Source organism: Candidatus Seribacter sulfatis (assembly GCF_964187635.1).
Taxonomy (GTDB): Bacteria; Verrucomicrobiota; Verrucomicrobiia; order Opitutales; family Seribacteraceae; genus Seribacter; species Seribacter sulfatis.
The window spans coordinates 1-21855 of sequence record NZ_CAXLMO010000086.1 but is presented as its reverse complement, the minus strand read 5'-3'; the positions used below and the strand labels follow the sequence as shown (position 1 = coordinate 21855).

The following is a 21855-nucleotide window of genomic DNA, read 5'->3' as shown; positions in this document are numbered from 1 at the left end:
CTGCCCAGTTTTAGAGTGTAAAAAGCGCAACAATTAACTTTCCTTAAACTATTTCTTGCATATCTATTAATTTAGGTATTTAGTGTATTTACATATTACACACAATATAATCCTATGAAAAAAAATATCGCATCATTCTTGTTTTGTTTAATCTTAATTAGTTTTTCTTTTATTATTAGTAATAAAAAGGAAAAAGAATCCCCTATGCAGGCATCTAAGGAGCCAAACCCAATTCCCAAAAATGAAGTTTTGAAAGGGAAAGAAAATGCGAATGAGACAAAAATTAATTCACTTCAAGTCCAGGGATTCTCAGTTGAGCAAATCAAATCAAAAAAATCCGAAGCCCCGATCGAAAACATTCCTGCGAATCGAATCAAGGAAGTGGTGGGTCAAAATACTGTATCCGTTGAAGAGTCTACAATTATTCCTCAGGAAAAAGCATCCGATCTACAAACAAGGCTCTCGTTAATAAGAACAACTTTTAAATACCCACTTCTTATCTTAGAAGAAAAAGGAGACTTCAGAAATTCTCAGCAGGAAAAAGTCGAATCTGCTCAGGCTCATGTGGCAGGACATTTTATTGTTCAGCTTTCCCCTTTCGTAGAAAAGGAAGTGATTCAAGAAAGACTAAATGAGCTTGGATGCGAATTAGGCTCAGAAGTTTCGGGAAATTCGTTTTTGGTAAAAATAATGGAAGAACCCACTCTAGAAATGCATTTCAATAAGAAAGAAGCGATGCAAAGCCTAAATGATATCATAGAAGAAGTGGAACCTGATTATTTTGTTACCACGGTAAAGCTTTCCAATGACACAAAGCTTCATGACCTTTGGGGAATGAATAATGAAGGACAAACCGGTGGTACTGAGGACAAAGATATCGATGCTCCGGAGGCATGGGATTTAAACACCGGAAGCAAAGACATTTTAGTTGGTATAATCGACACTGGGATTGACCGTAACCATGAAGACCTAAAATCTAATATGTGGAGTAATCCAAACGAAATTGCGGGCAACGGGAAAGACGACGACGGGAACGGATATATCGACGACATATATGGGTGGGACTTTTACAATAATGACAATAATCCACACGACGATGATTCTCATGGGACACATTGTGCCGGTACTATTGGTGGAGTCGGAAACAATGGAAAAGGAGTTGCCGGAGTTTGCTGGAATATATCAATGGTCGGCATCAAATTTCTTGGCAACGACGGTGGGTATCTTTCCGACGCAATCAAATCAATTACTTATGCCACCAAGATTGGCGTAAACTTGACCTCCAACTCATGGGGAGGTGGAGGCTATTCAAGTACGCTTAAAAGAGCAATCGATGAAGCCAATCAAAAAGGAATTGGATTTGTGGCAGCTGCGGGAAACCATGATGGTAATAATGATGCACAACCAAGCTACCCCGCCTCTTATCAATCTGAAAATGTAATTTCGGTGGGAGCCTCAGACCATCGAGGCAAAAAAGCGTATTTCTCCTGCTACGGCAAAACAAGTGTGGATCTGTTTGCTCCCGGCGTCCGAATTTTAAGCACAATTCCAGGCAATAAATACGCAAGTTATCAGGGCACATCAATGGCCGCACCTCATGTATCGGGAGCATACGCCCTCCTACTTTCTGCGAATCCCACCTGGACTGTAAAACAGGTAAAAGATGCATTAATGGATTCAACCGATGGGGAAACTCTTCTCCAAGAGAAATGTGTCACTGGCGGCACTTTAAATATTCATAAAGCTCTCTCTATCCAACCTCCAAAAGAAGGGCTAATTACTGTAAATCCCACAAAAATCGATTTTGGAAAAATTGCAAAAGGTGAATCTAAAAGTCTCTCATTCACATTATCTAATACAGGAACTCATTCAGTAAAAATAACAAATGCTACGGTAGACTCTAATGATTTTACTCTTTCTTTGGATACTCCAATAACAATTTCCAGTGGCGAGGAGATTAAAGGCGATATCTTATTTACTGGGAATCAAAACGGTAAAATTTCATCCACCGTAATCGTTTTAAGTGACGCACAAAACCAACCCCGCTTAAGCATACCTCTCCACGCGGAGGTATTCAGCACTCCAAGTTTAGTCGTGACTCCCGAAAGAATGCATTTCGATCTGAACGAAAACGAGATTGAAACCCAGATCTTCACTCTTTCCAACAAGGGAGACGCTAACTTGAATTACGAAGTTAAATTCCCAAGTGGAAAAGATTGGATAAGCACTTCTAATCAAGTTTCAAAGAAGGAGTTGAAAACAACATTTGCCGGAGGAAATGGATCCACAGCGAATTACATACAAGTTAATATTCACAACCCAAACGGAATTAATGTTACCGCCTTGACTGGTCACTTTAGAGGAACTGGTGAGGTTAATGTTTGGAAAAGAAAAGGGGAAATCGAAGATGCCACTAAATCAACGAATGGATGGGAACAGGTAGCAACTTCAAAAATTTCCAAATCTGGTTTTTTAGCGAAAAGTATTTCCACAGATTCAGATATCTCGGATAAAAACCTTGCTACCACAAGTTCTTTTCAAAAGACATTTAAAACTGACTTTGTACTACAACAAGGAACACACACTCTTTTATTTTCTAACAAAACAATAGGAGTCAAATATACCAACGCAACATTTGGAAGCATCTCAGCAAAAGACGAAAACCTTTCAATTTATGTTGGTTACGGCACATCTCGAAAAACACCGAGTGAAAGAAGTTCGCTCTACAAAGGTAGAAAATGGAATGGAACCATTCATTATTCTGCTAATAGCACAAATAAAAATGGGATTCTCGCGGTAGGGAAATCGGTTGAAATTAAAGCTATTGGAAAAGAAAAAGAAATGCCAAGTGCCTATGAGGAAGCTGAAATTTTAATTACTTCCAATGATCCTGATCAACCTAAAAAATCAATAAATGTAACTGCTCAAAAACTAAGCGAAAAAGCGGGTCTCGTTTTCCGACCATCAACTCTGTCCTTTAAAAATACTTTTGCCGGACAGGCAGACGAAAAAACAGTTTCGATCAGCAATGCAGATACCAAAGCGATCACCATCAAACAATTCGCATTTGATAATTCTGTTTTCACTCATGATTTAAAACTTCCTCTTACCTTAAAAAGTGGTGAAAAGATCGAGAATAAATTTATCTTCACACCAGTAAAATCGGGAAAGCTTGCAAGCATAGCATCAATCTTAACGAACGAGAATGGCCTGAAGCTAAGAAATTATTCTGTTAGCGGAACCGGATTAATGGCTCCATCCATGATTGTAAACCCTAAGTCTTTTTCTGCAAGTCTAGCGATGAATAAGGCAAAAAATCTTTCCCTATACCTTTCGAATAATGGCGGAAGCCCACTAAACTGGAATATTAAGGGACTTACTCAAAAAGGAGGAAAATCACTGAGCAAGCAAAGAATGTTTGACCTCTCCCACTTCGCTCCTCTCAGCAAGGGGCATGTCGATCAGAGAAAAGGAATTCCGATTTCCCAAATGGGGGGGGGGCCAGACCGCCACGGATATTCATGGCAGGATTCCAATGATGCGACCGGGCCAAAGCATCAATGGATTGATATTTCAAAAACGGGTCTACGCATGGATACATTATCCAAAACTGATGACGGATACGGAAAAATTAACTTACCCTTCAATCTCGAATTATATGGAGAAAAATTTAACTCCGCCTACATTAGCTCAAATGGGTTTGTAACTTTCGGAAGCGGTTCCAACGAGCATGGACACTTCCCCCTTCCCTCCTCGATGATGTCTGGCAATCTGGTGGCTCCCTTCGCGATGGACCTATCTCCAAACCGGGGGGGTGATATTTACTACAAAGCAAGCCAGCAGGAATGTCTGATCCAATGGAACAAAGTAAAGGACTTTGCCGGACTCGGTGAGTACACTTTCCAGGTTTCACTCAATAAAAACGGAACCATTTATTTTCACTATGAAAAAATGAATGGTAAAATAGACCGTGCGACAACTGGAATTCAAAATGAAACTTCAGACAAAGGACTCTTAGTTGCGTACAACAATAAACAAATTAACTCGGACTCAACCGTTCGTGTTTCCACTTCACCAAGGTGGTTAAGTGCATCTGTAAACAATGGAGTAGTAGAGGCAGGCAAATCAACTGTTGTTCCATTAACCGTAATGGCGGCGGAGATGCCTGCAGGAAAATACATGGCCAACCTTACTGTGAGTGGAAATGATCCATTAAACCCAACGGTTGATATTCCGGTTAGCCTAGTTGTTACAGAAACCAAGAAAATTATTCTAGAACCTGGCACAGTTGACTTTGGTAGTGTTTCTGTAGGAGAGAGGCGATCAAAAATTGTTACGGTAAAAAATCTGGGAAATACAGCAACGGATATATCAAAGATTGAATCCTCTTTGAATATTTTCACAGGAACTCTTTCTTCCAAAAAAATCGCAGCCGGTAAATCAGTTGAATTAAAAGTTGAGTTTACTCCACAAACAGCAGGCTCAATTCGAGTTAACGCGAAGCTTTTATCAAATGCAGACAACTCCCCCACCCCCCTTACTCTTGTAGGACAGGGATTAGCGAGCCCCGCCCTCACTCTTAATCCGGAAAAATTAATTGTTACCATCCCTGCTGGTGAAAAAAGAACAAAGATTGTTCAAATGAGTAATCTAAAAGGGAAGGCAACGGGAACGTATGAATACGAGGGAATTAGAACAAAATCCTCTACGATTAGGATTAATCCAACTGAATCCACCGAGAAAAAGGCTGATCCCTTCGTTGCAAACCATCACCCAGACCGTTTAATAGTCGGATTCAAACAGGGACATGCCACTTTCGCTAATCTTGCCGGATTAAATGCCAATGTAAGCTTTGAAAGAACACTCGGGAAAGCCCGTGTGCCAGGTACTGGACAGTTGGCACTTTCAGGTATGAAAATTGCCTTACTGAAAGCGAGCGGAAATGAAAGTTTAAAAAGCGTTGCAGAAAAGCTCTTAGCGGATCCCGCAGTTGCTTATGTTGAGCCTGATTATATTGTAAGTCGAACAGGAAGCACAAACGACCCCCTTCTTTCAAAACAATGGGCATTGGCAAAGATCAATGCCGCCGAGGCTTGGAAAATGACCAAAGGTTCATCGGCTGTAAATGTTGCCATCATTGATACTGGGATCGATTATAATCATCCCGACTTACAAGGAAACCTATGGGTAAACCCAGGCGAGATTGCAGATAATGGAAAAGACGATGATAAAAATGGATACATCGATGATGTCTATGGGTGGGATTTTCGTAATAATGACAATGACCCAATGGACGGTCATGGACATGGCACCCATGTTGCCGGAACCATAGCAGCCGCCACTAACAATGAAAAGTTAATTGCCGGAGTTGCCTGGCATACCAAAATGGCAGGCTTAAAATTCCTTTCCGATAAAGGATCCGGAAGTACATCCGATGCAATTGACGCGGTCGCCTATTCAGCAGCCATGGGATTTAAGGTAAGCAACAACAGCTGGGGTGGCGGAGGAAACAGTCGGTCACTCAAGGCAGCTATTGAAAAAGCGGGGGAAGTAGGACAAGTATTCTGTGCCGCGGCGGGCAACTCTCGGAAAGACAATGACCGCTCCCCACATTACCCATCAAGTTACGATTGTGAAAATATCATTTCGGTAGCCGCCTCCGATAGTTCTGATCGTCTTGCCAGCTTCTCATGCTATGGAGAAAATAGCGTAGACTTAGCAGCTCCTGGCGTCCGAATACTAAGCCTTCTACCCAATAATAAAACTGCCAGTTGGAGCGGAACATCGATGGCAACTCCTCATGTGGCAGGTGCTGCAGCATTGATCTTCTCGATTAATTCAAATGCCGGGCATGCAGATGTGAAAGCAGCGATCATGTCTTCTGTTGATCCCGTCAAGGAATTTGACGGTAAAATGTTGGCCGCTGGCAGGCTCAATGTTGCGAAATCTCTTGGAGGTATCAGCACGTCCTGGCTCACGGTTACACCCAATAAAGGAACTGTACTAGCGGGATCTTCAACCAACCTTAACTTCACAATTGACGCCACTGATTTAAAGGCCGGAAAGAAGGAAGTAATTGCCTCTTTCTCCTCCAACGATCCAAAGGCAAACACCCTTGAAATTCCAGTAGAAATAACCATTACCGGAGAACCTAAAATTGTACTAAACCAAAAAACTCTTAATTTTGGAAAAGTATGGATAGGTAAAGAAAAAACACTGGGTTTAGAGATTTCTAATCAAGGCTCTGATCTTTTAAAAGTAAGCCAAATTGCCACAGCAACTAAAAATTTCACACCCAGCCCTTCAAGCCTGAATCTTGATCCAGAAACAAAATCAGTTGTTCAAATCAAGGCAAAGCCAAACACAAGAGGTATAATAAAAGAGAGACTAACCCTCTCTTCAAACGACCCTAAAAGCCCATCTGTTGTGGTAAACATAACACTGGAAGCAATCATGCCCCCGAGTTTGTCTTTTAATCCCACCCAAATCTCAAAAACCATGGAGCGGGATAAAAAAGCAACCGATAGTATTATCCTGACTAATGAAGGAGATGCCTCCGCAATCTGGAAAGCTTCCCTTGTTGAAACGAACCGGAACCGTTCAAGAAGCCGAGACTTTACCAGTCTGCTCGGGGCCTTAAACCAAGAAGGAAGAGTACCCGAATTCATTAACCCTGGTCTCCCCGCGGATGGTGAGGGGTCATCCCTGATTAACCTGTCTGAAAAACCAGCATTCAGGATCCAAACAGGAAGTACAAATAACGGTCTAGAAGTCGCAGTTATCGGTGCAAATACGAGTTCTAAAAACAAGGACATTGCAAATGGGTTATTGGCAACCAAGAACTTCAGTGGAGTAACCGTAATAGATGCCCGGGTTGTCACTCCAAGCCTTACAGAACTCAAGAAATTCGACTCAGTACTAGTTTACAATAATTACAAATATCGGGACAGTAAAAAACTGGGCGATAACCTAGCTGACTATGCAGAACAAGGCGGTGGTGTGGTTACCATGGTCTTCGAGTCATCAACAAGACTTGGAACCACTAGACCCTTACAAGGCCGCTGGGTCTCCAAAAAATACGGAGTCTTCAGTGCGAGTTCAACCGATACCAGAAACTGGAATTATATCGGGGATATATTACAGAAAAATCATCCGGTCGTAAAAGATTTCAAATCTTTCAAAGGATACTACAGGCTTAACAAAAGAACGACGGCAAATGGTTCATCTCTAATTGCAAAATGGAAGGATGGAATTCCTTTGGTTGCCTGTCGTAATGATGTAGTTTCAGTAGTGGGCTTAAATTTCTATCCAGTGTCCAATAAAATCTCATCCAATGGCTGGGACAAAAATACCGACGGTTGGAAATTAATGGCAAACTCACTAAAATGGTCTGCGGAAGGTGGATCGTCCGCTTGGATAACCGGTACTCCGCTGCAAGGTTCGGTTTCAGGTGGTGAAACTCAGAAAATGGAGCTTTCTTATAACTCTGATAATTTGGCTGAAGGAAATTATACAGCTGAGGTTCGATTTGAAAGCAATGATCCCAAAACACCCTATTATCCAGTAAAAGTTACTCTTCAAGTACGTGACAACCAAGCACCGATTGCCAGCTCTACCCGAGTCAGCCTTATGGAAGATACTCAAAAGAGTTTCACTCTTGAGGCGGTTGATCATGACGGTGATCCAATTCAGTATGAAGTAACATCCGCACCTAAAAATGGTAAAATAAGTGGAAGCGGAAAAAAACTGAGCTATCGCCCGAATGAAAACTTTTTTGGAAAAGATGAATTGTCATTTAAAGTCATGGACGAAAAGAAAGAAGGAAATACAGCCAAAGTCACTTTCATCATTAATCCAGTTAACGATACCCCATGGATCACTTCTGAAACCATAACCGTAAAAGAAGACGAGTTAATTATGATTAAACCAAAATACGGAGACCCTGATGGCGATACCGTCCAACTGCAATTAATACAAAATCCAAAGAATGGACTTGCACTAAAACAAGGAGAAACATGGCTCTTTTTTCCTGATACCAACTATAATGGAAAAGATACTCTTCGGTTTTCAGCTAGCGACGGAACACTGCAGTCCGAGGCATTAATTACTCTTCAAATTGAAGCCGTAAACGATGCGCCTATTGCTTCTGATTCGATCATTAAAACGGAAGAAGGAACCTCGGTTCAGTTTGAATTAAACGCCACAGACCCTGAAAATAATACCATTACCTACCGCTTGACCGCAGCTCCAAAACATGGCGATTTAATAATAAACAAAGATGGGAAATGTAACTACACACCTTTTGAGAACTACAATGGAAAAGACTCATTTTCTTACCGGGCATCCGATAAAAGTGCAGAAGGAAACCTTGGTTCAGTAAACATTGAAGTGAGCCCTAAAAACGAAGCTCCCCAGGTAATGGATGCTACTTTCGCCCTGGAGGAAGATGGTAAGTTACCAATCAAATTAATTGCTTCCGATCCAGATGGAGATTCAATCACCTTCTCCATTGCAGCACAGCCTAAAAATGGAACACTCACTGGATCTGGTCCCTCTTATCAATACACTCCAAAATCAAATTACCATGGCACTGATTCCTTCATGGTCTCAGCTTCTGATGGCAAATTAAAAAGTAAGGCAGCTAAAATATCCTTGAATGTAACAGGGAAAAACGACGCTCCCAGTTTTGTTTCAAGCCTCAAAGCACTATCTGTGGGATACAGAGAAACTCCATACAGAATGCAACTCGAAGTAACTGATCCAGACAATGATAACTTAACCATTGAGATAAAAGATCAGCCCGAACAAGGAAGATGTTTCATTAATGGTACTGAATTACTCTATCTCCCTGATCCAGGATTTACCGGAATGGAGAATATCAAACTTGAAGTTAGTGACGGAGATCTATCTAGCCAAACAGTTTTAAGCGTACCCATACAGGAGCACGCAAACCCAATCGGTATAGTAGTAAATCTAGAAAACGCGGGAGAAAAAGAACAAGCTTACGTGAACATGGTTTATGAAGTTAACGAACAGCTTAAAAAATCAGCCGATCACATACTTAGAATGGATCAGGAGAAAACTTCCAAAAATTTCCAAGGCTCCATTAACGACCAATTAAATGGTGCAAACATCATGACTTTGGAACAATGGAAGGATCAACTCCCGAACTTGAATCCGGAAACTAGCTTTTCCTTTCACCCCAAAATGGAGAATGGAACTACCTCGTGGACTGTAAGCTCTTTTTTAGACGATCGATCTAGTGCAGATACGGACTTAACCAATAATGATTCTTACACCAAGAACCCATTGCAAAATGAACAACAAGCCCAAGACCCTTCTTTTCGCGACAATCAATCTGGTACAAATACAGAATTAGATAATAAAGACTCTTACACCGAAAATAATGATAAAACCCAAAAAAGCGGTACTGAAAATAAAACAGCAGTAAGAACTGTTTTAGACATAAGTGAGGTATCTACAGTCGAGGCACTTGAATCTGCACCTAATTGGTACACTATGCCAGGCTTAGGAAGTTTCTTCTCCGCTGGAAACGGATGGATCTACCAACCCGAAATGGGATGGTGTTTCACTCAGGTTTGCCCCGATGGTTGCTCAACATGGATATTCAATGAAACACTGGGATGGATGTGGATGAGTGATCAATTAGAAAATATGACTTACTCATTTGGTCAGCTCGGAACCGGTTGGATTTTCTTTCCAGAAGCATCTCTTGGAAAAAGCAAGGTTGTCTACAACTACACAAATAATACATGGATCAAATTAATCTAAACTAAGAATTCAATCTTTCTAAAAGTGGGTTTGCCTAACGCAAACCCACTTTTTTTGTTTTTAGGACAAGCATGAACGAAACGAAAATAATTTTATAAATTTCAATTTACAGTTTAGTTGGAAATGCATGACCCATAAAATCTTTTTTGCTTTGACTGAAGATTTGGACTGTAAAAATTTCTTGTATACTGTTTTAGTTAGAACTTTGTTCCTATCTGAAATTTTTATTAATAATTAAATACATGAAGAAAGTATCCTCCCTATTATCGTCGTTCCTTATCCTTCTAGGACTCTCAAATGCCCTTCTTGGGAGTCCCGTCGAATATTCCGCATCCGGAAAAGACAAAAAAGGAAAACATATCGTCCTGATTGCCAGCGACCATGAATATCGTGCCGAGGAAACTATTCCTGCCTTGGCCCGTATTCTTACTGTCCATCATGGTTTTGACTGTACAGTACTGTTTGGCGTGGATCAACAGGGAGAAATTCAGGCCGGTATTTCCAACATACCTGGACTGGAAGCTTTAAACAAAGCCGATGGGATGGTCATCTTCACACGCTTCCTTGCTCTTCCCCCTGAACAGATGAAACATATTGACGACTACCTTAACCGGGCGGGCCCAGTGCTTGGTCTTCGAACCTCCACCCACGGTTTCAATTATAAGAACGATAAGGATCCCTACTATAAATATCATTTTCGCTACTCCGGGAAAGAGTATGAAGCTGGGTTTGGCCACCAGGTACTAGGACAAAGTTGGGTCGGACATTATGGGAAAAACCACACGCAAAGCACCCGAATCTCAATTATTCCCAAGCAAAAAGACAACCCTATCCTGCGTGGAGTAAAAGAGATTCATGTACAAGCGGGCGGTTACAATGCAGAGGCTCAGAAAGACTGGAATATTCTCACCATGGCTCAACCGCTGATGACGATGAAAGCAGATGGCGCTCCCGACAAAACAAAACCCCCAATGGCCAGTGAATGGACCCGTCACTACAAAGGTAAAAATGGAAAAAAAGGCCGAGTGTTCACCTCACTCTATGGGGCGTCAGAAGATATTTTAAATCCCGGTTATCGCCGATTGATTATCAATGGAGTCTATTGGACACTGGCTTTGGAGAATCAAATCAAAGCTAATTCCAAGATCGACTTTGTCGGTAGCTACAAGCCGACCACATTCAAGAACAAAGGGGAGGTAAAAGGTGTAAAGCCCTCCATGTATGCAAAGTTGGACAGCCCCATCCCTGCAAATCCAAAAGCACAAAAAACACCCGAATCAAAAGAAACACCCACGGGAGCTCGGTTTCTTAGGATTGAGATTCCTGCAGACAATCGAATTCTCACATTGAATGAAGTTGAAATTTACAGCGGAGGAAAAAATATTGCCCGCCAAGGAAAAGTAAAACAGTCCAGCGTTGGATCTGGCGGTGTAGCGGAGCGTGCGATTGATGGAAATAAAAACCCCGATTGGGGAGGTGGCGGACATACTCACACCGACGGTTTTGGCACGACTAACCCCTGGTGGGAAGTTGATTTAGGTAAAGAATTTGTGGTCGATAAAGTAGAAGTATGGAATCGCAAAGACTTTGAAAAAAGACTCGATGGATTTACCCTACAATTACTCGATTCCAATCGAAAACAACTTTACAAGAGTGGAAAAACGAAAGGTTCGCAGCGGATAAAGTTCACTCTTAAAAGCAGAACTATTATTGATTTTATGCTGTATAACGGACAACCGGAGCCACAAGTAGTGGATTCTTCGTTACCACCAGCAGAAGTTCCCGGTGGATACAGGGATGAACTTCCCTTCTCTTTTAAAAAAGGCGACACCGTGGCGATCCTAGGTAACGGATTAGCCGACCGGATGCAGCACGATGCATGGATGGAAACTGTATTACAAAGTGCCCTGAAAGGACAGCAGATCTCTTTTCGAAATATGTCCCTATCCGGAGATCGGCCAAACAAGTATCCGAGAAGTAAGGGATTTACCCCAATGGATCAATATCTTCAGCATGTAAAAGCGGATGTCGTCTTTGCGATGTTTGGATATAATGAATCCTTTGATGGTCCAAAAAATGCAGAAAACCATAAAAAGTTACTCATTGATTTTGTTGGAAAAGTAAGAAGCTACAAACCAAACGGAGAGAAATTCCCAAGAATTGTTCTGTTTAGCCCCATTGCTTTTCAGAATCTAAGAGATCGCAATCTGCCCAACGGAAAAGCCCACAACCGCAACCTTGCTGCCTATTCCAAGGCAACTGAAGACGCGGCTCAAGAGATTGGTGTTGAATATGTAGATCTGTTCAATCCCACACTTACACTTTTTCAGGAGAATAAAAATCAACTTACCATCAATGGTGCTCATTTGAATGAGGAAGGAAACCGTCTCGTTGCCGAAATCATTGCAAAGGCACTACTTAAGAAAGAGGTGGTAGCCTCCCCTTCCCTCCAAAAAATCAGGCAATCCATACGGGATAAGAATTGGACTTGGCACAATCGTTATCGTGCCACAGACGGAAACGACATCTGGGGCGGTCGCTCCAAGCTTCGTTTCGTGGATGACCAGTCCAATGCGGAAGTTCTTCAACATGAATTGGTCATGCTCGATGTTATGACCGCAAATCGCGACCAAGTTATTTGGCTTACAGCTGAGGGTAAAAAAGCAAGTATAGAGGATAGTAATGTCCCCAAACCTATCTCAGTAGTTTCAAATATTGGAGGCAAAAGCCGAAGCTCAAACTTAGGAAAAGAAGGAAATGCAAACTACTTTAATGCCCAAGAAAGCATGAAGCGCTTTGATGTTCGTGATGGCTTCAAGGTAAATCTTTTTGCAGACGAAGGCCGTTTCCCTGAGTTAATAAACCCGGTACAAATGCAGGTCGACACAAAGGGCCGCCTCTGGGCTGCAGTCTGGCCCACTTATCCAATGTGGGAACCAGGCAAAGAGATGAATGACGCCCTACTCATTCTTCCCGATGATGATTATGATGGAAAAGCTGACCGCGTAATTGAATTCGCAAAAGTACATAATCCACTGGGCTTTGAATTTTGGAACGGTGGAGTACTGGTTACATCCGGACCGGATCTTCTATTTTTACGGGATAATGACGGCGATGATAAAGCCGATGAACGCTATGTTATTCTTCAGGGACTGGGCACTTCGGACACACACCATGCGGCAAATAATTTAATCTTTGGCCCCGGTGGTGGAATTTACTGGCAGAGTGGGGTCTTTCTTCAACACAACCACGAACACCCGTGGGGGCCTTCTCTCGCAACTGGATCTTCCGCGATGTACCGCTTTGACCCCCGTCGCCACACCATTGCATTTCACGGAAGTAACAGTCCAAACCCACACGGTATCGCCTTTGACAATTGGGGCTATCACTATGCGACCGATGGAACTGGTGGCCGTGCTTACCAGGTTCGCCCGGATGGTAAATCCTGGAAAATGCACTCGTTGCTCAGCAAGGAAGTTCGCCCGGTTCCCGCCTGTGAAATTCTTTCCAGCGATAATTTCCCGGAGGATATGCAGGGCGACTTTCTGATTTGTAATTCGATTGGTTTCCTTGGGGTAAAACAATACAAACTACACCGGGATGGAAACTATGAACTTACCAAAACGATTGGCCGAGGCAAAGAGGCAAAGAAGGTGATCGAAAAAACAAAGCTTGGCGAAGTCTGGGGTACTCCCAACGGAGAAAACCTTACGGTTACCAAGCAAATGACAGACGGAACTAAAATTAACGAGCAGTCTCAAGGTTTTCTGCTAAGCGGTGATAAAAACTTTCGTCCCACCGACGCCATTTTTGGCCAAGACGGTGGACTTTACATATCCGATTGGCAAAATGTGATTATCGGTCATATGCAGCATAATGTTCGCGACCCTAACCGCGACCACAAACACGGTCGTATATTCCGGGTAACGCACACTAAAAAACCGCTACAAAAGAAAGTAGCGATAGACGGACAGCCCATTGAAGCATTGCTCGAAAACTTGAAGCATTCAACAGATGGTGTTCGTCACCGTACCCGCGTGGAATTAAGTGAAAGAGAAACGGACAACGTTATCCAAGCCACACAAAAGTGGTTGAAACAATTCGACCCAAAAAAGAAAGAAGATGCCCATCATCTTTTGGAGGCACTTTGGGTCCACCAGCAGCATAATCGACGAAATGGCAGGTTACTTAATGATCTGTTAAAGTCTCCTAATCCACATGCAAGAATGGCCGCCCTGACTGTACAGCACCATTGGTACAATGCAGATCCGGCAAAGGGATCACAAGTTTTGGAAGAAGAAGAAATCGAAGTTGCCCAAAAATCGGGTATTATTTCCGACACTGATCAATTAACTAGCATCCGGATTGCCACGGTTGTTGAGAAAATGAAATACGACACTCCCAACTTGACGGTAAAAGCGGGTAAAAAGATTAAGCTCACCTTCACCAATCCAGATTTCATGCCCCACAACATTGTACTGGTTAATCCAGGCAAAGCAGATGCCGTGGCAATGGAAGCAATGAAACTGGGCGCAACTGGGTTCTCCGTTGGATTCGTTCCTGCGAGCAAGGACGTCCTTTGGGCAAGTAAACTAATCGATCATGGAGCGGAACAGGTGATCGAATTTAACGCACCATCAAAACCTGGGGATTATCCCTATGTTTGCACCTTCCCCGGGCACCACATCATCATGCGTGGAAATATGAAGGTGGTAAAGTAAACCAGTTACAGTTTTCCAAAAAAGCATCCTCTGGCATTCCGGGGGATGCTTTTTTATGAATAGGAAAAAGGAAATAGTTCGGAAATTAACCGGCTAATAGGATCCCAACAATAGTTCCGCCAAAAAAAAGTGCGGTTACTCCCAATATCACCCATTTTTTCCAGGATGGCGGACCTTTAACCTGTTTCGTACCGCCCATCCGGCGAAGTTGCATTTGCAGGTTTAACATCCGGTCGGCCACATCCCTCTCATCATCGCGCAGTTCATCTAATCCAGGGTCATTCAATCCGGCAGATAAAATAGCCTGCCCCAATGAGGCAAAAGCCTTTTCCTCACCCTTACCAGATTCCAATGCACTTTCTACGGCTCCCCAGGCATCCTCAATTTCCTCATCCCGAAAGTTAATCTCTTGGGCCCGTCGCCCGATCGCCTCCGGAAACCCTGCCCTCTTTATCCGCAATTCAATCATTTGCTTTTCCATCTCCTCAAATGAAGGCGGTTTGAAATCCTCCTCCGAGTAAGAGGCAAAAGAAGTACTACCAGGTTCCTCCTCAACGATAGGCTCCGATCCACGGAATTCCTCAGTAGATTGATCAGTGGAGTCCCCTTCGTCAGTTTCCTCCTTAGATACAGAATCAAAAATGGGTTCTTCTTCTTTCGTCTCCTCAACCGGAGCACTTTGCTGAACAGGGACTTTTTCCCTGGGGGGTGGAGCCACTAACCCAAGGGCCTGCCATTTTTCATGATTTAATGGATACCAATTATCCAGGCCCTCATGCCAGGCAAGTGTTGCCGAGTCGAGATCTCCAGAAACTAATCGGGCAGAAATACGTGGCAGTGTAAAAGGCCCGGTCTGCTGATTATTTTGATGGAGATAAATTTGCATAGATTTAAAAATTAGGGTAGCCAAGGATACTGTGAAAAGTTGGGCGGTCTTTTTTCAAGAAAAGATTTTTTTCCTTCCGATCCTTCCTCGGATAAATAATACAGCAATGTGGCATTTCCCGCTAGTTCCTGAATCCCGGCCTGTCCATCACACTCGGCGTTAAATGCCGACTTTAGGCAACGAATCGCCAACGGGCTTTTCTCCATCACTTCACTTGCCCACTGCAGGCCCTCCTTTTCCAGATCATCAATCGGTACAACCTTATTAACCAAGCCCATATCCAATGCTTCCTGTGCATTGTACTGCCGACAAAGGTACCAAATTTCCCGGGCCTTCTTATGCCCGACAATCCGGGCGAGATAGCCAGAACCAAAACCACCATCAAAACTGCCCACCTTGGGTCCAGTCTGTCCAAAAATTGCATTGTCTGCAGCAATGGTCAAATCACAGACCACATGCAAGACATGCCCGCCTCCAATGGCATAACCGGAAACCAAGGCAATTACTACTTTAGGCATCGAACGAATTAGCTTTTGTAAATCGAGAACATTGAGCCTGGGAACTCCGTCTTCCCCCACATACCCAGCATCTCCACGCACACTCTGATCCCCCCCCGAGCAAAAAGCATATTTCCCATCAGTATGGGGTCCCGCTCCAGTTAGGAGAACAACTCCAATCGTTGAATCTTCCCTGGCATCCAGAAAGGCTTGGTACATCTCGCTGACAGTTTTAGGCCGAAACGCATTTCTTTTCTCAGGACGGTTAATCGTAACCTTTGCCACCCCTTTTCGTTTCTCGTAAATTATATCCTCAAAATCCCCCCTTTTCTGCCAAGTCATTTTTCTTTCGTGTTTTTGGGTTTACTTTTCTTTTTCAACTCAGAAAAATCGGAGGATACCTGCCTGCCCTGCATACCCCATTTTTCCCGTAAATATTTCCGTTCTTCTTTCCAATCTGAAAATGGCTTTCCTCGAAGCGAAAGCAAATCATCCAACGGTTTTTCTTTTTCTTTATTCATTAGGGATAAAATCGATTAATCGACCATTCTTTTCCTGCGTTCTTGCTGTAAATAAACCGATCATGTAGACGGGCGGGTCCACCTTGCCAAAATTCGATTGATTCTGCGTCCAAAGCAAAACCTCCCCAATGAGGAGGCTTCGGTGGTTGCTCCCCCCATTTTTCCCGTGCTTTCACAAATGACTCCTCTAATGCCTCCCTCGACTCCAATGGTTTGCTTTGAAGGGATGCCCAGGCTCCCAACTTGCTCATGGACGGGCGAGAATTAAAATACTCCTCCGATTTATCCTCCGCCACTTTACTCACCCGGCCGGCCACCACTACCTGGCGCTCAATTGAAAACCAGGGGAAATGCATTGTCGCATAGGGGTTTTCCATTAAGTGCTTTGCTTTTCGACTATTGTAATTGGTATAAAAAATAAATTTCTTCTCCTCGATACCCTTGAGCAAAACGGCCCGGCTCATTGGTTTGGAATCCGAATCCACGGTGCATAGACTACAAGCATTGGGATCGGGAATCTTTTCCTTTTGGGCATCAAGTAACCAAGCGGAGAACTGCACAAATGGGCAGGAGTTCAATTCGTTTTTTCGCAAGGGTGTACCCTCGTACTCCTCCCGCATGTTTTGTAATTGTTTTGTTAAATCGGTCACAGTTTACTTTTCTTTAGTTGCCATCATATTAGCAATGGAAAAGAGCTCAACTATTGATTTCGCCTGCTTGACGCAGAAAGTCTCTTGCTTTCGAAGGCGATGCCCGGACGATAATCTTCTTTCGCACTTTCATATTCCATTGTATTAATCGACGAGCCAGAAATCCACGAATTGACTTTTTAAAAAGATGTAATTCGCGAACTGGTTCAATCCGGGTGGCAATCTTTTTTTTATATTCTAAATTACTGGGTAAAAAATCCACTCGCCTCCCCTCTTCCCATGCAAGACGAAGATTCTTTTCCATTAACTGTTTGCCAGGAGAGTATTTTTTCCAGCCCTGATCAAAAGATAAATTATGAACTCCGCAAAATTCATTGTCCAGCAAATCAAGCTCCCAAGCAATCGGTTCATCCTCGACTCGAATCATCGTTAGGCGTACCCGGCCATTCTTGGCCAATTTAGGTAGGAGATCGAAAAAAAATGCCCGTTTCCCCCGAATCGAATATAGTCCCGCTACCTGTTCTGACTTCCATGAATTTACCTCCACCAGACAGGATCCAGGCAACATTGCCCGTACTTCTTTCTCATTGGTTGCCACTTCAATTTCAACCTTCCCCTTTTCGCCGAGAGATTTTTGGTCATAACGCAATGACTTTCGGCTCTTCGTGCCCATCTTGCCAGACCAAAATTCATCAAATGCCTCCGTCCCCACATCTACAATCGATGTCATTCTTGGTGAACGGGCAATAGTGGGGAAGCGGGATTGCACGATCTCACCTTCCCAATACTCTTCCCAAAAAGAATTACTCATCAATGGAATCCAGCAAAACTGATACTTCTTAAGCTGTGCTTTTAGACCAGTAATCAAAGCAGGCATCCCCGCATTGGTCGCAATTGGAACAAAGTAATTTGCCTCGTCGTAGACCATGGGCCAAAGCCCTTTCGACCATAAAACTGCGGGTCGTTCCACAAAAGGCCAAAAACCCTCTAACCGACCGCTTGCACAACGGGAGATGACGACTAATGGTTTGGTTCCCGGATCCACCCTTTTCCACCAGCATTCGATCCATTCAGGACTAAAATATGGGTTTCGAATCGTGGCCCGGGAGAGTAACTCCTCCACTTCAATTAACAAATTGGTGAGCTTTGCTGAATCTCCAATAATATGGTACGATACAGGATCGCAATTCGCGGAATCTTCGCGAATTGGAACTTCAGACATTGCAGTCAGGTTAGCTGTTTAAGTTTGAAAAATCTTCAAACTCTGCCCGAAATCCACCATCCACTCCCCGGCACAGTACTGCCACCGCATCGTGTGAATGCAAAGATTCGAAATGAGAACAGACAACACGGAAATCAATAATCTTGGGCTCCTCGTTCAACTGGGCATAAAGCAAACGGGCGGCATCCTCGACAAACTTAACATTGGCACCATTCAATTCGGCAAATGCCTGTTCATCTTCCCGGCGGACCATGACCTGAGTTTCCGTGCTCAATCCGTTAATGCATAAATCACGCAATTCAAGCAGGGAGATTTCCTTGTCTGGGTGCACCTCCACACTGATCCGTGCCTTACTCCTCTGGGAATGGGGAATTGCGAGCAGGTTGCGTTTTTCGCGGGCATGTTCAGAGAGTTCCGAAGCACAGGGGCAGGCCGATGAATAGACGAAGTCAAAATGGATAATTTTTCGGATTCTGTCTGCCCGGTCAATTATTCCTTCAAAGCAACAATCATAGAATTGAAAACCCTGCAATCCACTCCGCAAACTCTCCTGTAACATGGGGTATGAAAACTGTGCCTTTAAACGGGCCTCCCGGGAATCAAGCCTTTCTTTGTACTCTTTTAATATCCGGGCAAAAATTTCCGGGGAGAAAGTCTCGTCTTTATACTCGTAAAAGATCCGTATGATACGGGACATATTAATTCCCTTTTTATCCGCATCCAAACTGACTGTGCCAGTCACTGCCGTTTCGATATTGAGATTTTCCCCATCCGGTCCCACATAACTGAGGGGAAGGCGGAAACCGGATATTCCAACCTGCAAAATAGGCACACGGGCACCATCAAGTTCTGCACAACCCGAGTTTTGAACATCGGGCAGAGAATCGCGGTACTCCGGAGTGACCTGAAAGTTTGGGTCGTAAGTACGGATTAAATTATCGGAGGAATTAGGTTTCGTTTCCATAAAAGAAATTTTGTTCAGTTTCTAAGCGAAAGCAAATCGGAGATATAAGGAATACTCTACTTTGCCTTGCCTTGGTTTGCCACTGCCTCCATGGCCTTGGCCACTTTTTCCGGATCGCCCAGGTACTGGCGGGAAATTGGTTTTAAATCTTCATCCAATTCGTAAACCAAAGGCATTCCAGTGGGTACATTCATACCAAGAATATCCTCATCAGTCACCCCGTCGAGGTACTTGATTAATGCACGGAGGGAATTGCCATGGGCAGCAATCATAATCTGCTTCCCCGCCTTGATTTGGGGAGCGATAGTGTTTTCCCAAAGGGGAAGAAAGCGATCTACCGTATCCTTCAAACACTCCGAAAGCGGTAAATCTTCCTCATTCAAATGAGCATACCGACGGTCTTTCCCGGCATATCCGTCGTCGTCCTTAGTCATCGGGGGGGGTGGAATGTCGTAACTCCGGCGCCAAACCAGTACCTGATCGTCCCCGTATTTCTTGGCTGTCTCCCCTTTATTTAATCCCTGCAATGAACCGTAGTGCCGTTCGTTTAAACGCCATTCCCGCTGTACTGGAATCCAAACCTGGTCCATTTCCGTGAGGGCCAACCAAAGCGTACGGATTGCCCGGGTGAGGACGGAACAGTACGCCATATCAAACTCAAAGCCCTCGGCCTTAAGTAGTCGACCGGCTTCTTTGCCCTCGCGTTCTCCCTGTTCTGTCAGATTGACATCGTGCCAACCAGTAAACCGGTTTTCTTTATTCCACTGGCTCTCGCCGTGCCGAAGTAAGACTAATTTATGCATAATATAAAAAGTGAATTTTCAATATAGAATAATTTCCCACACCCGTCACTTACAAAGTAACCCGGGGCAAGACAGCACTTTCCCTACCGAGAAGAATAATATGAGTAACTGCTTTGTCATTGCGAGGAGGACGATAGGACGACGCGGCAATCCATCGTGTCTCGAGGGACGCGAACGACTTGTCTCTTCGCTTACTGGTTCACAGTGGATCGCCACGGGCTCCGCCCTCGCGATGACAAGATGTGGGGGAATGGTAGTGTGCGGTTCGGTTACAACACGATCTTTGTCATTGCGAGGAAGGAACGGAAGTGACTGACGCGGCAATCCATCGTATCTCGAGGAAGGCGAACGGGTTTGTCTATTCGCTTACTGGTTCACAGTGGATCGCCACGGGCTTTCAGCCCTCGCGATGACAAAAGTGAAGGCGGTGTGTGATTGTACGAGGTTCCTCACAAATGTCATTGCGAGGAGGACAGAATGGACGACGCGGCAATCCACTGCATGCAATCGACGCGTTCAGACAATTCAGTTCGCTTACTGGCTCACAGTGGATCGCCACGGGCTGCGCCCTCGCGATGACAATATGGGATGAGGGATGCCCTCGCGATGACAAGGTGCGTGAAACAGTAAATTAGGATGCGAACTTACGCCGGGGCTCCGCGTGCCTGGCATGGCCCTTTTGGGCTACCGCCCCGTTGGTCCAGGCCCGCCGCGCTCCGCCTTTTTATCCACTAGTGCCGTCATCCTTCCGTCCCTAGCTCACTGCTGTTTGAAACCGACACGGAAGCCGATCCTGTCGTAGCGGTTGCTCGGGGCGTTGTCGGAGCGGCGGGCCGAACGCAGGGACGTCCCGTCGAAGTTCCAGGAACCACCCCGTATGACCCGAGCCGAGCCCGATGCCCCTCCGTTAAACGGATCGGTTTGGGCTCCCGTTGCGTAATTCCCCCAAGCATCCGCCGTCCACTCCCATACATTTCCATGCATATCAAAAAAGCCCCAAGGGTTCGCGGCATAGTTACCCGCATCACTCGTTTGGTTGAGACCACTCGATGAGTAATTGGCATTGCTCGTCGCAATCGTATTTCCCCAAGAATATGCAGTGGTCGTTCCGGCTCGGCAGGCATACTCCCACTCCGCTTCCGTGGGTAATACATAAGACCAGCCCGCTGGAATATTCGCGGATTGCTGCGCATTCAAACGGGTCAGGAAAATTTGGGCATCCGCCCAACTGACTTTTTCTACCGGGCGGTTCGGATTTCCACCATATTGACTTGGTGTGGCACTCAGGCTGTCCGTATTACCGGTCATCACCGCCTCGTACTGGGCCTGGGTCACCTCGTATTTGCCAAGATAAAATCCTTTGGTCAGGGTGACATTGTGCTCCGTTTCATTGGTACTCCTACCCGCTTCACTGGTCGGACTGCCCATGGTAAAGGTGCCCGGTTCCACCCAGAGCATTTGCAACTGGACGGAAGCATTCAGATCGGCGGTGTGCGTGCTCGCCTGTCCGACATGGACTGTTCGGGTGGCATTCGCCTCATTACTGGCTCCGTCGGATATGGAATAAGTTAAGGTGTACACTCCGGTGGTGTTGACATCCACCGTGCCGGTGATGGTGATGGAACTGGTCAGGTTGCCGTCGAGGCTGTCGCTGGCGGTGGCTCCGGGATCCACCCAGGCGGAATCCTTCGCCTGGGACATATTGGCATCGCCCAGCAGGGTGAGTACCGGATTAGTGGTGTCCACCACCGTGACGGTGCGGGAGGCATTGGCCTCATTTCCCGCGGCATCCGCCACGG

Annotated in this window: 13 protein-coding genes; 5 read left to right on the top strand and 8 right to left on the bottom strand. The window is 44.6% G+C overall.

Annotation, left to right across the window (positions count from 1 at the left end; genetic code table 11):
• Positions 1–114 precede the first annotated feature (114 nt).
• Positions 115–9792 (top strand): S8 family serine peptidase, encoded by a 9678-nt coding sequence (locus tag ACKPQ5_RS08240; protein ID WP_407678625.1) that lies wholly within the window; start codon positions 115–117, stop codon positions 9790–9792.
• A 242-nt stretch (positions 9793–10034) separates the two neighbouring features.
• A complete protein-coding gene (locus ACKPQ5_RS08235) occupies positions 10035–14513 on the top strand; it encodes a PVC-type heme-binding CxxCH protein (RefSeq protein WP_407678624.1) in 4479 nt (1492 codons plus the stop codon).
• Positions 14514–14598: 85 nt separating this feature from the next.
• Here the strand turns inward: ACKPQ5_RS08235 and ACKPQ5_RS08230 are convergent, their stop codons facing one another.
• Genes ACKPQ5_RS08230 through gpmA form a run of 7 tightly spaced genes read right to left on the bottom strand, consistent with a single transcriptional unit; the run spans position 14599 to position 20056 of the window.
• The gene (locus ACKPQ5_RS08230) at positions 14599–15399 is read right to left on the bottom strand and encodes a DUF4339 domain-containing protein (RefSeq protein WP_407678623.1); all 801 of its coding nucleotides are present in this window, start codon (positions 15397–15399) and stop codon (positions 14599–14601) included.
• An 11-nt stretch (positions 15400–15410) separates the two neighbouring features.
• Positions 15411–16238 (bottom strand): 1,4-dihydroxy-2-naphthoyl-CoA synthase, encoded by an 828-nt coding sequence (gene menB, locus ACKPQ5_RS08225; RefSeq protein ID WP_407678622.1) that lies wholly within the window; start codon positions 16236–16238, stop codon positions 15411–15413.
• Complete coding sequence (locus tag ACKPQ5_RS08220) at positions 16235–16417, bottom strand: hypothetical protein (RefSeq protein ID WP_407678621.1); 183 nt, start codon at positions 16415–16417, stop codon at positions 16235–16237. The genes menB and ACKPQ5_RS08220 overlap by 4 nt, the downstream gene beginning before the upstream one ends.
• The gene (gene pdxH / locus ACKPQ5_RS08215) at positions 16417–17067 is read right to left on the bottom strand and encodes a pyridoxamine 5'-phosphate oxidase (protein WP_407678620.1); all 651 of its coding nucleotides are present in this window, start codon (positions 17065–17067) and stop codon (positions 16417–16419) included. The genes ACKPQ5_RS08220 and pdxH overlap by 1 nt, the downstream gene beginning before the upstream one ends.
• Positions 17068–17113: 46 nt before the next feature.
• Positions 17114–18289 (bottom strand): GNAT family N-acetyltransferase, encoded by a 1176-nt coding sequence (locus tag ACKPQ5_RS08210; RefSeq protein WP_407678619.1) that lies wholly within the window; start codon positions 18287–18289, stop codon positions 17114–17116.
• 10 nt (positions 18290–18299) lie between these two features.
• Complete coding sequence (gene folE2, locus ACKPQ5_RS08205; RefSeq protein WP_407678618.1) at positions 18300–19253, bottom strand: GTP cyclohydrolase FolE2; 954 nt, start codon at positions 19251–19253, stop codon at positions 18300–18302.
• A gap of 56 nt (positions 19254–19309) precedes the next feature.
• Complete coding sequence (gene gpmA / locus ACKPQ5_RS08200; protein WP_407678617.1) at positions 19310–20056, bottom strand: 2,3-diphosphoglycerate-dependent phosphoglycerate mutase; 747 nt, start codon at positions 20054–20056, stop codon at positions 19310–19312.
• 100 nt (positions 20057–20156) lie between these two features.
• On the opposite strand from gpmA, the gene ACKPQ5_RS08195 reads away from it, so the two are divergent.
• Positions 20157–20372 (top strand): hypothetical protein, encoded by a 216-nt coding sequence (locus tag ACKPQ5_RS08195; protein WP_407678616.1) that lies wholly within the window; start codon positions 20157–20159, stop codon positions 20370–20372.
• A 139-nt stretch (positions 20373–20511) separates the two neighbouring features.
• The gene (locus ACKPQ5_RS08190; protein ID WP_407678615.1) at positions 20512–20691 is read left to right on the top strand and encodes a hypothetical protein; all 180 of its coding nucleotides are present in this window, start codon (positions 20512–20514) and stop codon (positions 20689–20691) included.
• Between the two features lie 124 nt (positions 20692–20815).
• On the opposite strand, the gene ACKPQ5_RS08185 is transcribed toward ACKPQ5_RS08190, so the two are convergent.
• Positions 20816–21730, bottom strand: a complete 915-nt coding sequence (locus tag ACKPQ5_RS08185; RefSeq protein WP_407678632.1) for an SUMF1/EgtB/PvdO family nonheme iron enzyme — start codon at positions 21728–21730, stop codon at positions 20816–20818.
• Between ACKPQ5_RS08185 and ACKPQ5_RS08180 the strand changes: the two genes are divergently transcribed.
• Positions 21630–21855, top strand: a 226-nt coding sequence (locus ACKPQ5_RS08180; RefSeq protein WP_407678634.1) for a hypothetical protein, incomplete at its 3' end; no start/stop codon positions are given. The genes ACKPQ5_RS08185 and ACKPQ5_RS08180 overlap by 101 nt on opposite strands.